The 17,384-nt window shown below is 50.0% G+C and carries 16 protein-coding genes; 4 read left to right on the forward strand and 12 right to left on the reverse strand.

Going from position 1 to position 17,384, the window contains the following annotated elements; all coding sequences use genetic code 11:
* Positions 1 to 6 precede the first annotated feature (6 nt).
* The 3 genes from lapB to yciH all read left to right on the forward strand — a co-directional run bounded on the left by lapB (position 7) and on the right by yciH (position 2,429).
* Positions 7 to 1,176 (forward strand): lipopolysaccharide assembly protein LapB, encoded by a 1,170-nt coding sequence (gene lapB, locus SK36_RS09460; protein WP_045443489.1) that lies wholly within the window; start codon positions 7 to 9, stop codon positions 1,174 to 1,176.
* Between the two features lie 188 nt (positions 1,177 to 1,364).
* On the forward strand, positions 1,365 to 2,102 hold the full coding sequence (gene pyrF / locus SK36_RS09465) for an orotidine-5'-phosphate decarboxylase (protein ID WP_045443475.1): 738 nt from the start codon (positions 1,365 to 1,367) through the stop codon (positions 2,100 to 2,102).
* The gene (gene yciH, locus SK36_RS09470) at positions 2,103 to 2,429 is read left to right on the forward strand and encodes a stress response translation initiation inhibitor YciH (RefSeq protein WP_045443472.1); all 327 of its coding nucleotides are present in this window, start codon (positions 2,103 to 2,105) and stop codon (positions 2,427 to 2,429) included.
* Positions 2,430 to 2,537: 108 nt separating this feature from the next.
* Here yciH and osmB read toward each other — a convergent pair whose 3' ends face one another.
* The 7 genes from osmB to fabI all read right to left on the reverse strand — a co-directional run bounded on the left by osmB (position 2,538) and on the right by fabI (position 10,664).
* Positions 2,538 to 2,756, reverse strand: a complete 219-nt coding sequence (gene osmB / locus SK36_RS09475) for an osmotically-inducible lipoprotein OsmB (RefSeq protein ID WP_045443469.1) — start codon at positions 2,754 to 2,756, stop codon at positions 2,538 to 2,540.
* 264 nt (positions 2,757 to 3,020) lie between these two features.
* The gene (yciT, locus tag SK36_RS09480; protein ID WP_048221386.1) at positions 3,021 to 3,773 is read right to left on the reverse strand and encodes a DNA-binding transcriptional regulator YciT; all 753 of its coding nucleotides are present in this window, start codon (positions 3,771 to 3,773) and stop codon (positions 3,021 to 3,023) included.
* A 97-nt stretch (positions 3,774 to 3,870) separates the two neighbouring features.
* The gene (locus SK36_RS09485) at positions 3,871 to 4,053 is read right to left on the reverse strand and encodes a YciZ family protein (protein WP_045443463.1); all 183 of its coding nucleotides are present in this window, start codon (positions 4,051 to 4,053) and stop codon (positions 3,871 to 3,873) included.
* Positions 4,054 to 4,236: 183 nt separating this feature from the next.
* Positions 4,237 to 6,228, reverse strand: coding sequence for a cyclic di-GMP phosphodiesterase (gene pdeR / locus SK36_RS09490; protein ID WP_045443460.1), 1,992 nt, complete (start codon positions 6,226 to 6,228; stop codon positions 4,237 to 4,239).
* Between the two features lie 263 nt (positions 6,229 to 6,491).
* Positions 6,492 to 8,426 (reverse strand): exoribonuclease II, encoded by a 1,935-nt coding sequence (locus SK36_RS09495; protein ID WP_048221387.1) that lies wholly within the window; start codon positions 8,424 to 8,426, stop codon positions 6,492 to 6,494.
* Positions 8,427 to 8,515: 89 nt separating this feature from the next.
* Positions 8,516 to 9,658 carry a carboxymuconolactone decarboxylase family protein gene (locus SK36_RS09500; RefSeq protein ID WP_048221388.1) on the reverse strand — a complete coding sequence of 381 codons (1,143 nt, stop codon included), beginning with the start codon at positions 9,656 to 9,658 and terminating at the stop codon, positions 8,516 to 8,518.
* 217 nt (positions 9,659 to 9,875) lie between these two features.
* Positions 9,876 to 10,664 carry an enoyl-ACP reductase FabI gene (gene fabI / locus SK36_RS09505; RefSeq protein WP_045443452.1) on the reverse strand — a complete coding sequence of 263 codons (789 nt, stop codon included), beginning with the start codon at positions 10,662 to 10,664 and terminating at the stop codon, positions 9,876 to 9,878.
* 512 nt (positions 10,665 to 11,176) lie between these two features.
* Between fabI and SK36_RS09510 the strand changes: the two genes are divergently transcribed.
* Positions 11,177 to 11,866 carry an EAL domain-containing protein gene (locus SK36_RS09510; RefSeq protein WP_045449640.1) on the forward strand — a complete coding sequence of 230 codons (690 nt, stop codon included), beginning with the start codon at positions 11,177 to 11,179 and terminating at the stop codon, positions 11,864 to 11,866.
* A 42-nt stretch (positions 11,867 to 11,908) separates the two neighbouring features.
* Here SK36_RS09510 and sapF read toward each other — a convergent pair whose 3' ends face one another.
* Genes sapF through sapA form a run of 5 tightly spaced genes read right to left on the reverse strand, consistent with a single transcriptional unit; the run spans position 11,909 to position 17,191 of the window.
* Positions 11,909 to 12,715: a peptide ABC transporter ATP-binding protein SapF gene (gene sapF, locus SK36_RS09515; protein WP_048221389.1), complete on the reverse strand. Its 807-nt coding sequence runs from the start codon at positions 12,713 to 12,715 to the stop codon at positions 11,909 to 11,911.
* A 1-nt stretch (position 12,716) separates the two neighbouring features.
* A complete protein-coding gene (gene sapD / locus SK36_RS09520) occupies positions 12,717 to 13,709 on the reverse strand; it encodes a peptide ABC transporter ATP-binding protein SapD (protein ID WP_045443447.1) in 993 nt (330 codons plus the stop codon).
* A complete protein-coding gene (sapC, locus tag SK36_RS09525; RefSeq protein ID WP_048221390.1) occupies positions 13,709 to 14,599 on the reverse strand; it encodes a peptide ABC transporter permease SapC in 891 nt (296 codons plus the stop codon). Before sapC ends, sapD begins: the two co-directional genes overlap by 1 nt.
* Entirely contained in the window at positions 14,586 to 15,551 is a 966-nt protein-coding gene (sapB, locus tag SK36_RS09530; RefSeq protein ID WP_045443441.1) for a peptide ABC transporter permease SapB, read from the reverse strand. Before sapB ends, sapC begins: the two co-directional genes overlap by 14 nt.
* A complete protein-coding gene (gene sapA / locus SK36_RS09535; protein WP_045443438.1) occupies positions 15,548 to 17,191 on the reverse strand; it encodes an ABC transporter substrate-binding protein SapA in 1,644 nt (547 codons plus the stop codon). The genes sapB and sapA overlap by 4 nt, the downstream gene beginning before the upstream one ends.
* Positions 17,192 to 17,384: the final 193 nt, after the last annotated feature.

Below are 17,384 nucleotides of genomic sequence, written 5' to 3' on the forward strand. Positions count from 1 at the left end.
ATATTTATGCTGGAGTTGTTGTTTCTGCTTTTGCCTGTAGCCGCTGCCTATGGGTGGTATATGGGTCGCAGAAGTGCGCAACAAACAAAGCAGGATGAAGCTAACCGTCTGTCGCGTGACTACGTCGCCGGGGTTAACTTCCTCCTCAGCAATCAACAAGATAAAGCGGTGGATTTGTTCCTCGATATGCTGAAAGAGGATACAGGCACCGTTGAGGCTCATCTCACCCTCGGAAACCTGTTCCGCTCTCGCGGTGAAGTCGATCGTGCAATCCGCATCCATCAAACTCTTATGGAAAGTGCATCGCTGACCTATGAGCAGCGTTTACTGGCGGTTCAGCAATTAGGACGCGACTACATGGCCGCGGGTTTATATGACCGCGCGGAGGACATGTTTAATCAGCTGACCGATGAAACGGATTTCCGCGTGGGCGCATTGCAGCAATTATTGCAAATTTACCAGGCAACCAGCGAATGGCAGAAAGCCATTGATGTGGCGGAACGTCTGGTCAAACTCGGCAAAGATAATCAGCGTATAGATATCGCGCATTTTTACTGTGAACTGGCCTTACAGCAAATGGGTAGCGACGATATGGATCGCGCCATGACGTTGCTGAAAAAAGGGGCTGCGGCCGATAAAAACAGTGCCCGCGTTTCCATCATGATGGGGCGCGTGTATATGATGAATGGGGAATATGCAAAGGCAGTCGAAAGCCTGCAACGCGTAATTTCTCAGGATAAAGAGCTGGTCAGCGAAACGCTGGAAATGCTGCAAAGTTGCTATCAGCAGCTCGGTAAGAATGATGAGTGGGCGGAGTTTTTGCGTCGTGCAGTTGAGGAAAATACCGGTGCTGCCGCTGAGCTGATGCTGGCTGATATCCTTGAAGCTCGCGAAGGCAGTGATACCGCTCAGATCTACATTACCCGCCAGTTACAACGTCATCCCACAATGCGCGTTTTCCATAAGCTGATGGACTATCACCTTAATGAAGCGGAAGAAGGGCGCGCCAAAGAAAGTCTGATGGTTCTGCGTGATATGGTCGGTGAGCAGATCCGCAGTAAGCCACGCTATCGTTGCCATAAATGTGGATTTACAGCTTATACGCTGTACTGGCATTGCCCGTCCTGCCGTTCGTGGTCAACCATTAAGCCAATTCGCGGCCTTGATGGACAGTAATTTAAAAAAATGCCTTGTTTAGTTACAACATACTAATGAGTGGTTATCATTCACAGTGTCAAACACCTGTGCCACATCGCCTCGCAGAAATGTAAACGCGCCTGTTAATTTTCTATTACCGCAGGTAGAATGCACGCCGTTTACCCATTTTGTGCCGCAAGCGGCGCCATCTTCAAGAAGGTCTGGTCATGACGTTTACTGCTTCATCTTCTTCCCGTGCTGTTACTGATTCTCCTGTCGTTGTCGCTCTGGATTACAATAACCGCGATAAAGCGTTAGCTTTTGTCGACAGAATTGATCCTCGTGATTGCCGTTTGAAAGTGGGCAAAGAGATGTTCACGCTTTTTGGACCGCAGTTGGTTCGTGACTTACAACAGCGTGGATTCGACGTCTTTCTTGATTTGAAATTTCATGATATTCCCAATACTACGGCGCATGCCGTTGCAGCGGCGGCAGATCTTGGTGTGTGGATGGTAAACGTTCATGCTTCAGGCGGGGCACGCATGATGACTGCAGCGCGTGAAGCATTGGTACCTTTCGGCAAAGACGCTCCGCTACTGATTGCAGTGACGGTTCTGACCAGTATGGAAGCCAGCGATCTGGCAGACCTTGGTGTGACATTGTCACCGGCTGAGCATGCCGAAAGACTGGCACGTTTAACCCAGAATTGTGGGCTGGATGGTGTTGTATGCTCGGCGCAGGAGGCGGTACGATTCAAGCAAGCGTTTGGTCAACCGTTTAAACTGGTCACCCCGGGGATTCGCCCTGCAGGTAGTGAGGCGGGTGATCAACGCCGCATTATGACGCCAGAGCAGGCGCTTTCCGCTGGTGTAGATTACATGGTGATTGGTCGTCCGGTCACACAGTCGAATGATCCGGCGCAGACCTTGAAGATGATCAATGCCTCCCTGAAACGAGGTGCATAAATGAACGACTCTAATTCTCGCCTGGTTTACTCAACTGAGTCCGGACGTATTGATGAACCCAAAGTGGTGCCTGACCGCCCGAAGGGTGATGGCATTGTCCGTATTCAGCGTCAAACTAGCGGTCGGAAAGGTAAGGGTGTTTGCCTGATTACCGGGATTGATCAGGATGATGCTGAATTGGTTAAATTAGCCGCTGAGCTGAAGAAAAAATGTGGCTGTGGTGGTGCAGTGAAAGATGGCGTAATAGAAATTCAGGGTGATAAACGCGACCTGATAAAATCGTTGCTGGAAGCCAAGGGAATGAAAGTTAAATTGGCGGGCGGTTAATCAAAAAAAGCCACGGAATTCGACCGTGGCTTTTTTATAAATAACGAACTAATGGTACAGAGCTGAGAAAAGTAAACGTCTTATTATATCGAGCCAGTCAACAGTAGATTATTTACCCACCTGATGGCCAATAATACCACCTACCGCAGCACCACCCAGCGTCCCCAGCGTGCTGCCATCCGTCAGGACTGCACCACCGATAGCACCTGCACCAGCACCGATCGCGGTGTTACGGTCACGTTTGGACCAGTTGGAGCAAGCGCTCAGAGACATTGCCAGAGTAATCGCCAGAACAGCAGCGGTCATTTTTTTGCTCGTTACAAACATAATACTTTCTCCTGAATTATTGATTCACGGGATCCAGTTCTCTTTAATGATACGCCATATCAGGACGATTAAAGATATTTCCGTGAACTATGTTGCGCAGGGATGACAACTAAATCACGCAGGTGATAGTCACTTCCTGTTATATCGCTAATAGTAATTTTACGACTTTATCCTGTTAACGACAGGTAAAAAGTCTTAATTGGACCGTCAGATAAGTCTCAGAGAGAAGATGATTTGCCTGCTGACAAATCATCTGGTGAAGTATTATGCTTGGGTATCAATGATGTTTACCGTTAATCCCGAGTGTTCTAGCTGCATTTGCACGCTGGAACTGAGTTTTGCATCCGTCACTACGCGGCTGAACCGATCTAACGGACCCAGTGTGTAAGGGTGAATTGCCTCAAATTTTGAGCTGTCGGTAAGCACAATCACCTCTGCACCTTTTTCCAGCACAGCATTGACTACGTCAGAGCGCATCATGTCGCGGCCGGTAAAGCCGGTATCAGCCTGCCAGCCATCAATACCGATAAATGCCTTACTAAAGTGAACCTGCTGAATAAACTGGCGAGTTAGCGGTCCGACCATGCTTTCACTTTTTTTCTGATAGATCCCACCGAGAAGAATGACTTCACAGGGAGTTTCTTTGAGCAGATGAGCGATATAGCTGCTGACCGTAATGATGGTGACGTCTTTTTGTTCCGCCAGTGTTCTGGCCAGAAGCGCATTACTGCTGCCATTCTCAATAAAGACTGATTCGCCAGGATTGACCAGTGATGCGGCAAATTCGGCCAGTTCACGTTTCAGCGTGAAATTGGTCATCATGCGCGTTTCTACATCATCACTGTTCAATGAGACAGCGAAGCCGTGCGCACGGCGTAAATAACTCTGTTTTTCCAGTGTGTTCAGATCCTGTCGAATCGTCACTTCTGAAACGCCGGTGACTTTAGCAAGCTCAGCTACACTCATCTGGCCTTTATCGGTCACCATCTGCAAAATAGATTGTTGTCGGGAATTCATAGTATTAATTTTTTATAGCGATATCGTATCGGAAATTAAACGGAGACTGCGTTATCTGAAATCTGATGATAGCAATCACATACAGAGAACGATGCCATCAGATCTCCCACGGGGCCCTGGCTTTTTTTGACAAAGATTCTGTATCTTCTTTGACCGTATTTAACAGTTCAGCCTTAAGAATCTCGAGGTTGTGGATGGCTGAGTGGTAATCGCCAGCAACGAGGATATCCAGCACGGTATCAATACGTTCGGCCAGACGCTGTGCGTCGATATCAGACATGTTCGTCATCCTAATGTCAAAATAGTTAGAATTTCATGATGCAGAAATTCATGACAAAAGAGAAGGGAAAAATAGTATTATCCCGAACGATCGGAGAATAATATATATTCTGTAATTACATACAGATATGATCCATCCAGGAATGTCCATTTTTCCATATTCAATATGTTTACTCCTTCCGCTTTAACGCAACTTTTTATTCAGATAACGCTTATACCAGCGTTCAAATGCGGCGGCCGGCATTGGCTTGGCGAACAAAAAGCCCTGACGCTCGTTGACACCGTTCTTGGTCAGAAAGGCGTCCTCTTTCGCGCTTTCAACACCCTCGGCTATGACTTGTAGATTCAGCGCTTGCGCCACCGCGACAATGGCTCGTACCAACGACTGTGAAATAGATTGTTTGTGAATATCTCTAACAAAGGCCTGATCCAGTTTGATCGCATCAAGTGGGAAGCGGGCAAGTTGCGACAGTGATGAGTATCCTGTCCCAAAATCATCCAAATGAATCTGCGCTCCAAGCTGGCTAAACTGCTGAATAACCGACAGCGCAAGTTGTTCATTTTCAATCAAACTGCTTTCTGTTAGCTCGACGTCGATTGGACAATATTCAAAATTCAGTTCATGAAGCACCTGCTTCAAATCGGTAAAAAGCGTCTGGTCGGCAAGCTGACGAGCCGATACGTTTACCGCTACACGCAGATTTATTCCCTTATCACGCCATTTAGCCACCTGGCGCACGACGTCCAGAATAACCCAGCGTCCCAGCGGAACAATCAGCCCCGACTCTTCGGCATAAGAGATAAACTCCAATGGTGGGATTAGCCCGCGCTCGGGCGATTGCCAACGCACCAGAGCCTCCACGCTACGCACTTCGCCACGCCATGTTATTTTCGGCTGGTAATGAATAAGCAATTGATCATTTTCCAGGGCTTTACGCAGATTGGTATCCAGCCAAAGGTATTCGAATACCCGTTGATTCATTTCAGGGGAGAATACGCAAAATTGTCCGCGGCCACCTTCTTTGGCCGTATACATTGCCGTATCTGCATTGCGAATTACACTTTCGCTATCATTTCCATGCTGAGGGGCGAGGGAAATACCAATAGAACATCCGGTATACACTTCAATAAGGCCGATACGGAAAGGCAGACGCAGGCGTGTCAAAATACGCGATGCCGTGGCCTCCAGTGCGCTCTGGGACGTTTTAGTGGCAAGGACAATAAACTCATCGCCGCCAAAACGAGCCAATAATTGATCTTCCTCGAGACAACTGAGGATTGCCAGCGACACGCTCTGTAACAGCTGATCGCCAAACATGTGCCCGTAGGCATCGTTAACCTTTTTGAAATTATCCAGATCGAGGTAAACAATACCTACCTGGGTGTCTCCCGCGTTGTCGATCGCCTCGCTAATCAATTCATGAATTGCGTTACGGTTGGGTAATCCGGTAATGGAATCGGTATTCGCCAGCACGCGCAGACGCTCCTGAGCGCGTCGTTCTTCAGTGATGTCGGTACCTGAACAGATCAGGAAAATTTCGTTCTTACCGCTGCCGTTATGCACAAACTTATTGCGAAACAGAAACAGGCGCTGACCCTTACAGGTCTTCACCCACCGTTCGACTTCATACGAATTGCCTTCGCGAAAAAAAACGTCGATGTTACGTCTTGAAGCGGCTGCTTCACGGCGGCTCATAAAGAGTGTGAAGACGCTTTGCCCGATCACTTCGCGCTCTCTTAGCCCGGTGTACTCTTCGCACAATCGATTAAATCGCTGAATATTGCCCTGACGATCAAGGATAACGATAACTGAATTAGCCTCAGAGACGACCTGTTCAGCAAAAGAGAGTCCTTGTGCCAGATCGCGCGCAACAGAAGGGGTGTCATCCCACGCGGATGCGCTACCGGCCCATTCGCGTTTATTAATTTTCCGTCCGACCAGGTGAACGGGAATATCATCGTCATCAATGGGAAGAGTCATTAACAGGCTGGACGTAATGACTGTCATCTCCCGAATACGATCGGCTTGTTCCGGTGAGAGCTCGATGGTTTGGTCGGTATCAGTCGCTTCGGCGATAGAAAAATGCAGGATGTTGCAATCCTCTGACAAACGCCAGTAGGGGGTGTGAGTGCCTATATAGCTATACAACGTAACCCTCTCCCGAACGTCTTTCATGATGTGTACTATCCCGTTTAAAGCGCATACAGCCACAAAAATAAGGGTAGCCATGATTCATACAGGTTGATTATGGCTGAACGTATTGTTTTATTTATATATTTATGTGTAATCCAGATTCAGGAAAAAGCAAAGTCAGTGTGCTGAAAATAGAAAAAATAATTCTGACTGGATGAAAGAAGTGTAGTGCGTGGCAGCTAATTGCGCGGAAAAAAAGAAAACGGCCTTTTCGTTACAGAAAAAGGCCGTTGAATCGATGTGTGTTACACGGCAGGACGAGCGATAACGCTGCGGGTTTCCATCCGAACTTCAGCAATAGTTACGTCAATCACGTCAGTGACTTTGTAAACCACTTCACCTTTAATTTGCACCGTGCCGCTTTCCTGGCTACATACCAGTTCATCACGGACAGCGTGCAGGAATGGTGCCGGAATAAATGCAACAGCGCCATTATCGACTAAACGAACGCGCATACCGCCACGGCTGACGTCAATGATTTCAGCTGCAAAACGGATATCGGTATCGACTTTGTCCTTCAGGAAACGCGCGTACAGCCAGTCACCTACATCACGTTCGGCCATACGGTTCAGGCGACGACGGTCTGCCATTTGCAGGGTGATATCATCCTGCGGACGAGCGATGGTTTCACCTTTGATAACAGCCTTCAGCAGGCGGTGGTTGATCATATCGCCATACTTACGGATAGGGGAAGTCCATGTGGCATATGCTTCCAGACCTAACCCAAAGTGCGGTCCTGGCTCGGTGCTAATCTCTGCATAAGACTGGAACCGGCGAATACGGCTGTCGAGGAAACCAGAAGGCTGGGCATCCAGCTCACGACGCAGTTTGCAGAAGCCTTCCAGGGTTAATACTTCTTCGGCATCGACGTGCATACCATGGGTTTTCAGCAGTGCGGCCAGCGCTTCAGCATTCGCCGGATCGAATCCCATGTGTACGTTATAAATACCAAAGCCCAGTTTGTCGCGAAGCACACGTGCCGCACAAATATTTGCCGCAATCATGGACTCTTCCACAATACGGTTTGCGATGCGGCGCGGCTCAGCCACGATGTCCAGGACTTCACCTTTTTCACCCAGAACAAAACGATAATCCGGGCGATCTTTAAATACCAGAGCATGGTTATGACGCCATTCACCACGACTCAGGCAAATGCGCTGTAGCAGACGGATCTGACCGGCAATCGCGTCGTTTTCAGGCTGCCAGTCCCCGGTGCCTTCCAGCCAGTCGGAAACGTTGTCATACGCCAGCTTGGCTTTGGATTCGATAGTGGCTGCAAAGAAGGTGATGTTGTCCTCGATCGTACCGTCAGCAGCAATAATCATGCGACAAGCCAGAACCGGACGAACTTCGTTAGCGCGCAGGGAACACAGGTCGTCGGACAGTTCGCGCGGTAACATCGGAATATTGAATCCCGGCAGATAGTTGGTGAACGCACGAATTTTCGCCGCGTTATCCAGTTTGCTGCCTTCAGCAATCCAGGCCGTAGGATCGGCAATTGCAACGGTTAATTGCAGTTTACCGTCAGCCAGCTCTTCGGCATACAACGCATCATCCATATCTTCAGTGCTGGCACTGTCGATGGTGACGAAATGGAGAGCAGTTAAATCCTGACGTTCCAGACCTTCATCCAGCATTTCGGTGGCCACGCCATCCGGTGCTTCTTTTTCGAGGTTATGGCGCGCCAGTGTGACCCACCATGGGACGAAGTGATCGTCAGCAAAGGTGATAAACTGAGTTAATTCAGCATAGAAGGTGCGGTCGCCTTTCAGCGGATGACGGCGCATTTCCGCTACCGCCCAGTCACCCTCTTTAAATTCGTGTTCCACACCGCGAGCAGCGCGGCAGGGAATAGCATCTTTCAGTAACGGATGATCCGGTACAATGGACAAACGGTCATTCTTGCCCTGAACTTTACCCACGAAGCGAGTCAGGAACGGTTCGACCAGTTCTTCCGGCTCGGCAGACTCGCGATCTTTTTCCGTATGGATAACCGCGACAATGCGGTCACCATGCATCACTTTTTTCATCTGCGGCGGTGGAATAAAATAGCTTTTTTGTGCATCGACTTCCAGGAAGCCAAAGCCTTTTTCCGTGGCTTTTACCACCCCTTCAGCACGTGGCGTTTGGGAATGTAGTTGCTGTTTAAGCTGCGCTAGCAGCGGGTTGTCCTGAAGCATAATTGTCTATTTTCGTGGCCAAAAGAGCGGCTGACAGTTTTACGCGAATCTGCCTGGCGCAGCAAGCGCTCTTTCAGTAAATGGATCGGTTAATGAGTCTCGCCCAGTGCGATTTTCAAGCGATTCAACCATCCGCACAATCCGCTCCAGGCCAGTAGGTTAATAGCCTGTTCTGAAGAGATACCCTGATCGAGTAACGGGGTTAGCAGTGCGGCGCTAAAACGATCGGGCGCCCGGGTCAGCCATTGTACCGCCTGTAGGGTTACGCGCTCAACTGGATGTCCCTGCTCCCAGCGCTGTAATTCGCGCTCCTCATCGCGAAGTAAAGCGATGACGTCGGCCATTTCATGCACCGAATGTGCGTATTCATTAAAGCAGGCAACGCTGCCATTAATACGTGCAGTCAGCAGAGTGGTCAGTGAAAACGCTCTTGATTGCACATCAGTGCGCAGTGAGCTGATGACCAGTGATTTGAGTACCGCCAGTATTTCGGGAGAATGAGCCAGTAACGGTGTCAATGCGCGCAGTTCGGGGGGCGAGTGATCCGGGGGCTGCTGACGAGCGGGACAATATTCGACCGGGAAGGATGCGGCATGCCATTTTGCATTGGCATCATTAAATGCTGACGCTAGCGCGTATTGTTGTACATCAAGTCCCGGTATCCGGCGAGCAGGGTGACCAAAGTATGCCTGAAAAATAGCTACTGCACGGGCCTGAAAACCCACAAATCCAATTATCTGATTGATCAGAATAATATCGCCGGTTGTCAGACCAACCTCATCCAGGTGCTGACGAGCACGCGCGTTGATAACGGAGGGTGAACTGGCGAGTTGGCGAGCATATTGGGTGATTTGCGCTAGCCGGTGATTGCTCTCCCGCGAGGAGTCCGGGCCTGGAAGCGGTGTTAAACGCGCCGCATAGTGATTACACAATCTCTGGACGCCGTAAACCTGGGCGACAGTTAAAGCGGTGCTCATACGTTCATAGGCGCTGAATGTATGCAACTGGCTCTGGGTAACGTGAGCAGGGAAAAGATGACAGGCAAGTTTACGTGCAGGTTCTAACCAGGACTGAAAGGGTAAAAGCGTGACTTCGGGTATCGTCAAATCCAGTAAAAAACTGTCCTCGACGTGCGCGGCTTCAGGCACCAGTGGCAGGGCATCTTGCGGATACCTGCTGGACTGAGTTTCATGATACCAGTGGCTTTTGCCTTCAATTCGGCGTTGTTCCATGGGCGATCCTTGGTCTAAAAAGTGGCGACCCGGATACGTCGTCATACCCATACGCCGGATCGTTTGTGCTGCATTATCCTGGCGTAAGCGGATGAGGGGATGAAAGACTGTTAGGTGATAATAAATATCAGAAAAGTATATATGGCAGAATGTAGAAGGGCGGAAGAATGGAAAATCATGGGCGACGCAACGCCGCCCATGGAGGTGGTCTGAAAGATTATTTCAGTTCCAGTTCGTTCATTGCAGCGATGCTGAAGCCACCGTCAACGTGAACGACTTCACCGGAGATACCGCCAGACAAGTCGGAGCACAGGAATGCTGCGGAGTTGCCCACATCTTCAATGGTAACAGTGCGGCGAATCGGGGTAACCGCTTCACAATGTGCCAGCATTTTACGGAAATCTTTAATACCGGATGCCGCCAGAGTACGGATAGGACCTGCGGAGATTGCGTTAACACGCACACCTTCAGGACCCATCGCGTTAGCCATGTAACGCACGTTCGCTTCGAGGGAAGCCTTCGCCAGACCCATAACGTTGTAGTTCGGGATTGCGCGCTCTGCGCCCAGGTAGGACAGAGTCAGCAGAGCAGAGCCTGGGTTCAGCATAGTACGGCATGCTTTAGCCATCGCAACAAAGCTGTAGGCGCTGATGTCATGAGCGATTTTAAAGCCTTCGCGGGTGACAGCATTCACATAGTCGCCATCCAACTGATCAGCCGGTGCAAAACCGATGGAGTGCACGAAACCATCGAATTTCGGCCAGGTTTTGGCCAGCTCAGCGAACATGGTGTCGATGCTGGCGTCTTCAGCCACATCGCACTGCAGGACGATGCTGGAACCCAGTTGAGCTGCAAATTCTTCCACGCGGCCTTTCAGTTTGTCGTTCTGGTAGGTGAACGCCAGTTCAGCCCCTTCACGATGCATCGCCTGCGCGATACCCCATGCGATGGACAGTTTACTGGCAAGACCGGTCACCAGAATGCGCTTACCGGAAAGAAAACCCATAGCTTTAATCCTTATAGTCATTACTTATTTTCTAGCAATCAATGAGTTATGATTGCAATTTCAAGGTCACTCGAAATTGGTCTGAAATTATATCCCACTCTCTGCCCCTTGTGTCACGATCTTTCTCTGCGATTCACCACACGGTTACTGGCAGCAAAAAGTATTTCAGGGGGCTGTAGAGTTGTAGTCAGTTATGAGCGGCCTGTCGCTATACATTGCACGTGAGGAGTATATCACTCCCCCCTGGTTCTGCCTCATCCAACCAGCGAAAGGCAGGGCGGCAAGGTGACAGTACTAAGGCCCTGAATAGCTAAAATGACATGATTTTATCGCTAGTCGATGTTTATAAACATATCAATGTAAGAAGATTCTTAAAACAAAAATAATGACCATATTCAGTTCGTTATGATATATTGTTTTTATCGATCAATATCTATCTATTGATCGATATTATTGATTGATTGTAATTAGAAGTGCATTATCAGGATGTTATGATCAATTGGAGTGGTCTTATGCACTATCATTTCATCGCGGAACCGATGAGAGACACAATGGATAAGTTGCTGGGTGTTGAGATGCTCACCCGGTTTACTTCAGACACGGTTCACCCGTTACATTCAGATTTCATCATTACAGCGTGGAGTGGTGAACAAAAACGTCATTTTCTGCTCGAACAAATAAAGTTAATCGCTCAAAAGCGAGACTGGTTTGAGAAAAATAACCTTTTCTGCACGCTTAATCTCATTGACGAAATGGCGCTTCTGGCGATTGGCGACCCTGTCATTACATCTGCATTACATGCAATGCCATTTATTGCTCTGCAACTCTCAGAACGATTCTTGTCGAATACAGCATGCCTGAATAATCTGTTAATTAACTCTCTTGGTGATGGTCCAAATGCATTGTGGCTGGGCGATCTGGGGTCTGGCTGCGTCGGGGCGAATCCGCTGGTTAGCGGCGGTTTTGATGTTGTGAAAATGGATCGTAACTTCTTTCTCGCCCAGGTAGAAAAGCCCATGTTTCCGGTTCTCATAAAAAATATCCGGGAATACTGTGATCATGTTGTGGTCGAGGGAATTGACGATGCCCGGTTTATCGACGAAGTCATCAACGCTGGAGTATGGGCGATACAGGGAACTGTATTCCCATCGATCACTTTTACCGATGTAGAAGCGCTAATGCCGGTAAGTGTCTACCATTAAAGGCAAAAAAGAGCCCTCCGGCAGAGGAGGGCATTTGTCCTGCTAACGGTCTTTTCGCCAGGCATCCGCAGTGAGTGCCTCGCCGAAATGCCCGGAAATCAGGCGACGAGTCAGCTCATGCAGGGGAGAGGCAAGAACATCCGCTGTACTACCGCGCTCAACAACTTCTCCCTGATGCATGACCAGTACCTGATCGCTGATGTGTTTCATCATTCCAATATGCTGAGTTACATAAATATATGAAATTCCTTGTTTTTCCTGTAACTCCAGCATCAAATTAATCAGTTGTGAGCGCATCGACATATCGAGAGATGCCAGGGCTTCATCCGCGATGATTACTTTAGGGCGCAAAATAAGAGCGCGGGCGAGCCCCAGACGCTGTTTTTGCCCAGGGGCCAGCATATGCGGGTAGTAGCTGACGTGATCGGGTAGTAGACCGACCATCCGCATCGTTTCAATAATCTGTTTACGCCGCTGCTCTGGCTCCAGATCGGTGTTGAGACGCAGCGGGAAATCGAGGATTTGCGAGATACGCTGGCGCGGGTTAAGTGATGTTGAGGGATCCTGGAAAATCATGCGAATACGCTGGCTACGGAAGGAATAATCGCCGTACTTTAGCGGGTGATCGTCAATCAGCAGTTCGCCGCTGGTAGGCTCAACCATCCCCGCCAGCATTTTTGCCAGCGTGGATTTACCTGAGCCGTTTTCGCCAATGATGGCAAGAGTTTGTCGCTCACGCAGGGTAAAACTCAGGGGCTTGACGGCCTCGACGGTCTGGCGACGAAACAAGCCGGTCCGGTAGCGAAAGGTTTTGCTCAGATTACGTACTTCGAGCAGTGTTTCTACCATCTCACTCTCTCTCCATGTTCAGCGGGAAATGACAGGCGTAGAGATGATTCTTTGCTCCGGTCAGTCGTGGGGTTTCAATACATTCGCGTTGTGCATAAGGGCAACGTGGTCCCAGGCGGCAACCAATAGGCAATTGCTCTAACAATGGAATTGCTCCCGGCATGGTATTCAGTCGGCTTTTGTGAGGCATCGGACTACCAAAGTCAGGAATGGCACGGATCAACGCCTGGGTATAGGGATGATGCGGAATTGTCACCAGATCTTTACTGGGGGCGGTTTCCACCGTTTGTCCGCAGTACATTACGTTGATTTTGTCTGCCCATTGGCTAAGCATTTGCAGGTCATGGCTGATCAGTAAAATGGTGGTATTGCTGTTTTGATTCAGCCGGGTCAGCAGACGGAAAATTTGTGCCTGCGTCGTGGGTTCCATCGCGTTAGTGGGTTCATCGGCAATCAGCAGGCGCGGCTGGTTAGCCAGTGCGATTGCAATCATCACTTTCTGGCACTCGCCGTCCGTCAGCTCATAGGGGAAGCTGCGCATTGCGTCTTTATGATCTTTGATCCCGACACGGTGCAGCAGCTCAATTGCACGGCGTTTACGCCAGCCAATACGTTGCCACCAGCGCCCTTTATAGGTCCAGGCCGGGATATTTTGCATTAGTTGCCGCCCAATACGTTCAGACGGATCGAGACAGGATTGCGGCTCCTGAAAGATCATGGAAACGTTATGACCGACCAGTTTACGTCGCTCACGAGCGGAAAGACGCAGCAGATCGATATCGTCAAAGCGCATACGGTCGGCGGTAACGCGCCAGTTGTCTTTGGCTACTCCGCAGATGGCTTTGGCGATGAGACTTTTACCCGATCCGGATTCACCTACCAATCCACGGATCTCGCCTTCATTCAGCGTCATGCTAACACGGTCAACTGCCTTCACCCATTCGTCGCCGGTCCTGAACTCAATAGTCAGGTTGCGGATATCCAGTAATGGCATTATTCCACCCCCGCAATAATCGCGCGACGTACGCCGTCACCTAACAGGTTAACCAGCAGCACACTGATCATAATTGCCGCCCCCGGCAGCATTACCGTCCACGGCGCGACGTAAATCAACTCCAGTGCGTCGCCGAGCATAGCTCCCCATTCCGGCGACGGGAGCTGTGCACCGAGATCCAGAAAGCCCAGTGCGGCAATATCCAGAATCGCCATCGACAGTGCGCGAGTGATTTCGGTGATAAGTCCGGCGGTAATATTGGGCAGAATCGCAAACCACAAAATATTGAGCGTTGTGGCACCGTCCAGGCGCGCAGCGATAACATACTCTTTTTCCAGCTCGTCGTGAACCATGCTGTAGACGGAGCGTACCATGCGTGGCAACAACGCCAGCCAGACAGCAAACATCGCGTGAGTCAGGTGCGGTCCGGCAAACGCCACCACAATAATCGCCAACAGCAGCGAAGGAATAGAGAGGAGGGTATCCAGAATATGGTTCAGCACGGCGGAGCGTAAACCATGCGTTGCTCCGGCTAATACTCCTAATACCAGACCACACAGCGTGGCGGCGAGCGTCACGACAAACGCACCACCCACGGTAGGAGCCGCGCCGCTAAGCAGGCGGCTTAACACGTCACGCCCCAGATCGTCAGTCCCAAGGAAGAATGACACTTCGCCATAGCGTGACCAGGAAGGAGGCAGCAGTTGATATCCCAGAAATTGCTGATCGATACCATAAGGTGCGAACCAGCCACCAAAAACACACAGTATCATCAGTCCCGCGCAGCCATACAGGCCGACCATTGCAGGAGCATCACCATAAAAATTGCGCCAGGCGGTGCGTAGCGTACCGGGCGGGCGCTTTTCGGTGTATACGCTATCGTAAGGCATACCATTCCTTATGTTTCAGAGGGTTAGCCATGGCACCCAAAATATCAGAGATAACGTTAACAATAATAACCAGAGAACCAATCACCATAACGCCCGCAGAAATTGCGGCGTAATCCTGTTGACGAATCGCGTTAATCAGCCAGCGGCCAAGCCCTGGCCAGCTAAAGACCATCTCAGTAATCATTGCCAGAGTCAGCATGGTAGAAAACTGTAAACCAAGACGCGGGATCACCGGCGGCAGGGCATTATGCAGCACATGACGTCTCAGGATCGTTAACCGCGACAGGCCGCGGGTGGCTGCTGCTTTCACGTAGTTCTGATCGAATACTTCAATAGTGCTGATGCGCATTAGACGAATGACTTCGGTTGTTGGCGCGACGGAGAGCGTCAATACGGGGAGCACCATATGTCGGATTGCACTGACCACCATTTCATCACGCCAGGGCGAATCGGAGATCCACGCGTCGATAATGGCAAAACCTGTGACGGGTTTGACTTCATAGAGCAGATCAAAGCGGCCTGATACCGGCAACCAACCGAGCGTAAGTGAAAAGAGCAATGTCAGCAGTAGCGCCAGCCAAAAAACCGGAATAGAAAAGCCCATCAGAGCAATAGCACTGATGCAACGATCCTGCCATTTATTACGCGTTATGCCTGCCAGCATGCCGATAGGGATCCCAACCATCAGCGCAAAGCCAAAGGCCAGAATGCACAACTCCATCGTGGCAGGAAACACCTCTTTCAGTTGTTCTGAAATCAACTGTCCGTTGATACTGGAAACACCAAAATCCCAGTGAATTAAGCCATTAAACCAGAATACCCAGGCGTTCCACAGCGATGCGCCTTGCAGAGGTGCATGGGGAGTAAAATAGCTCAGGCTAAACCCGATAAATGTCAGGAAGAAAAGGGTTACCAGGAGCAATAAAAAACGCCGCAGGGTGAAGATAATCATGGTTTTTTCACCTCATCTTTCTTTTCCCTGGAAACCCCGGCAAAGGAGGCATTACCAAACGGACTCAGCACCAGTCCTTTGATGTCGTAGCGATAGGCCTGCAGGCGTAGTGAAGATGCCAGTGGCAGAATCGGGAGCTCTTTTGCCAGAATATTTTGTGCTTCGTCATAGGCGTCAATGCGTGAGGCGAGCTGCTGTGAAGACAGCGCCTTGCGCAGAACGTTATCAAACTCCGGATCACACCAATGGGCAAAGTTGGTCTGCGAGTTAATGGCAGCGCAGCTCAGTAGCGGCCGGAAAAAACTGTCAGGATCGTTACTGTCTGTCGCCCAGCCGGACAACGTCAGATCATGGTTCATATCCATTAATCGCGCCTCCTGAAAACGACCTTCTACCGGGACGATTACCACTTTTACGCCAACCTGCGCCATGTCTGCCTGGATCAATTCTGCGGTTTTCAATGGACTCGGGTTCCAGGCCTGAGAGCTGGTGGGTACCCAAAGTTGTAACGTTAAGTTCTCCAGCCCCAGCGCTTTAAGCTGTTCGCGAGATTTTGCCGGGTTGTATTCTGTAATTTTAGCTTCGTTGTCATAAGCCCACGAGGCGCGAGGTAAAATAGATGCCGCTGTTTCCGCCGTACCGTAGTAGATCGACTGCATCAGACGTTGGTTGTTGATCGCCAGTGCCAGCGCATGACGAACGGCAGGATTATTCAGTGGAGGTTTGTCCGTATTAAACGCCAGATAGGCAATGTTCATTCCCGGTCGCAGCGTCAGACGCAGACGCGGGTCATCACGTAAAATACTGAGCTGGCTGGCGGCAGGCCAGGCCAGAACATCGCACTCTCCGGTGAGCAGTTTTGATAAACGCCCCGTGCCACCCGAGCCGAGATCAACGACCACCTGCGGCATTAAAGGCTTACCGCGCCAGAAATTGTCGTGACGTTGCAGACGAATATATTGCCCGGCGCGATTTTCTGAAAGCTGGAACGGCCCGGTGCCGACAGGCTGCCTGTCCAGTAATTCCTGGCGATCCTGTTTTGCCAGCGTTGAGGCGTATTCAGCCGACATGACGGAGGCGTAGTGCGTTGCCAGGTGCCACAGGAAAGAAGCGTCGGGTTGGGTCAGACGAAATTCGACGGTGTTGTTGTCCAGCTTACGCACACTTTGTACGTTATCGGCAAACTGGAGGCTGTCGAAGTAGGGGAAGCTACTGCCATTTACGTTATGCCATGGGTTCTGGCGATCAAAGATTCGCTCGAAGGTAAATACCACATCGTCCGCATTTAGCTTACGTGTTGGGGTAAACCAGGCCGTCTTTTGAAACGGTACGTCTCGGCGCAGATGGAAACGGTAGGTTGCACCGTTGTCCAGCACTTCCCAGCTCTCTGCCAGTTCAGGAACCAGTCGATAAGTGTAAGGATCCACATCAAGCAGCCGGTCATAGAGCTGGGCGGCCAGCGTGTCGACAATCAGCCCACTGCTGGCTTTTTGTGGGTTGAATGTGTTGACCTGCCCGCTGACGCAATAGACAAAGCCGCTGTCACGAATATCAGCGTGCGTGGTCTGCTCAGGCGCAGCAACTGCCTGACCACTCAGAAGTCCAGCCATCACGATCAGAGATGATAAAACCAGGCGCATAATTTTTTAAGGGATTATATATAAAGAAGCTATCTTACTAATATTTAATGACATTTGCCATTACCGTTTGTGTTTGGGGGTAGTAGTGGTGGTAATCACGAATTCAACATCGCGACTTGGTCAACATTCATACCAGATTTCCACTTTGAATATACCTCATGAACTATCTTAGCATTTTCATGCCCTATCTGAC

It is taken from the genome of Citrobacter sp. MGH106, assembly GCF_001037495.1.
Classification (GTDB): Bacteria; Pseudomonadota; Gammaproteobacteria; order Enterobacterales; family Enterobacteriaceae; genus Citrobacter; species Citrobacter murliniae.

What these genes read in the sequence shown, in the direction of transcription:
- SK36_RS09510 (WP_045449640.1), top strand. Translation starts at nt 11,177, where the DNA reads ATGCACTATCATTTCATCGCGGAACCGATGAGAGACACAATGGATAAG.
- SK36_RS09485 (WP_045443463.1), bottom strand. Translation starts at nt 4,053, where the DNA reads ATGTCTGATATCGACGCACAGCGTCTGGCCGAACGTATTGATACCGTG.
- sapA (WP_045443438.1), bottom strand. Translation starts at nt 17,191, where the DNA reads ATGCGCCTGGTTTTATCATCTCTGATCGTGATGGCTGGACTTCTGAGT.
- sapD (WP_045443447.1), bottom strand. Translation starts at nt 13,709, where the DNA reads ATGCCATTACTGGATATCCGCAACCTGACTATTGAGTTCAGGACCGGC.
- SK36_RS09495 (WP_048221387.1), bottom strand. Translation starts at nt 8,426, where the DNA reads ATGCTTCAGGACAACCCGCTGCTAGCGCAGCTTAAACAGCAACTACAT.
- yciH (WP_045443472.1), top strand. Translation starts at nt 2,103, where the DNA reads ATGAACGACTCTAATTCTCGCCTGGTTTACTCAACTGAGTCCGGACGT.
- yciT (WP_048221386.1), bottom strand. Translation starts at nt 3,773, where the DNA reads ATGAATTCCCGACAACAATCTATTTTGCAGATGGTGACCGATAAAGGC.
- SK36_RS09500 (WP_048221388.1), bottom strand. Translation starts at nt 9,658, where the DNA reads ATGGAACAACGCCGAATTGAAGGCAAAAGCCACTGGTATCATGAAACT.
- lapB (WP_045443489.1), top strand. Translation starts at nt 7, where the DNA reads ATGCTGGAGTTGTTGTTTCTGCTTTTGCCTGTAGCCGCTGCCTATGGG.
- fabI (WP_045443452.1), bottom strand. Translation starts at nt 10,664, where the DNA reads ATGGGTTTTCTTTCCGGTAAGCGCATTCTGGTGACCGGTCTTGCCAGT.
- pyrF (WP_045443475.1), top strand. Translation starts at nt 1,365, where the DNA reads ATGACGTTTACTGCTTCATCTTCTTCCCGTGCTGTTACTGATTCTCCT.
- pdeR (WP_045443460.1), bottom strand. Translation starts at nt 6,228, where the DNA reads ATGAAAGACGTTCGGGAGAGGGTTACGTTGTATAGCTATATAGGCACT.
- sapC (WP_048221390.1), bottom strand. Translation starts at nt 14,599, where the DNA reads ATGCCTTACGATAGCGTATACACCGAAAAGCGCCCGCCCGGTACGCTA.
- sapF (WP_048221389.1), bottom strand. Translation starts at nt 12,715, where the DNA reads ATGGTAGAAACACTGCTCGAAGTACGTAATCTGAGCAAAACCTTTCGC.
- osmB (WP_045443469.1), bottom strand. Translation starts at nt 2,756, where the DNA reads ATGTTTGTAACGAGCAAAAAAATGACCGCTGCTGTTCTGGCGATTACT.
- sapB (WP_045443441.1), bottom strand. Translation starts at nt 15,551, where the DNA reads ATGATTATCTTCACCCTGCGGCGTTTTTTATTGCTCCTGGTAACCCTT.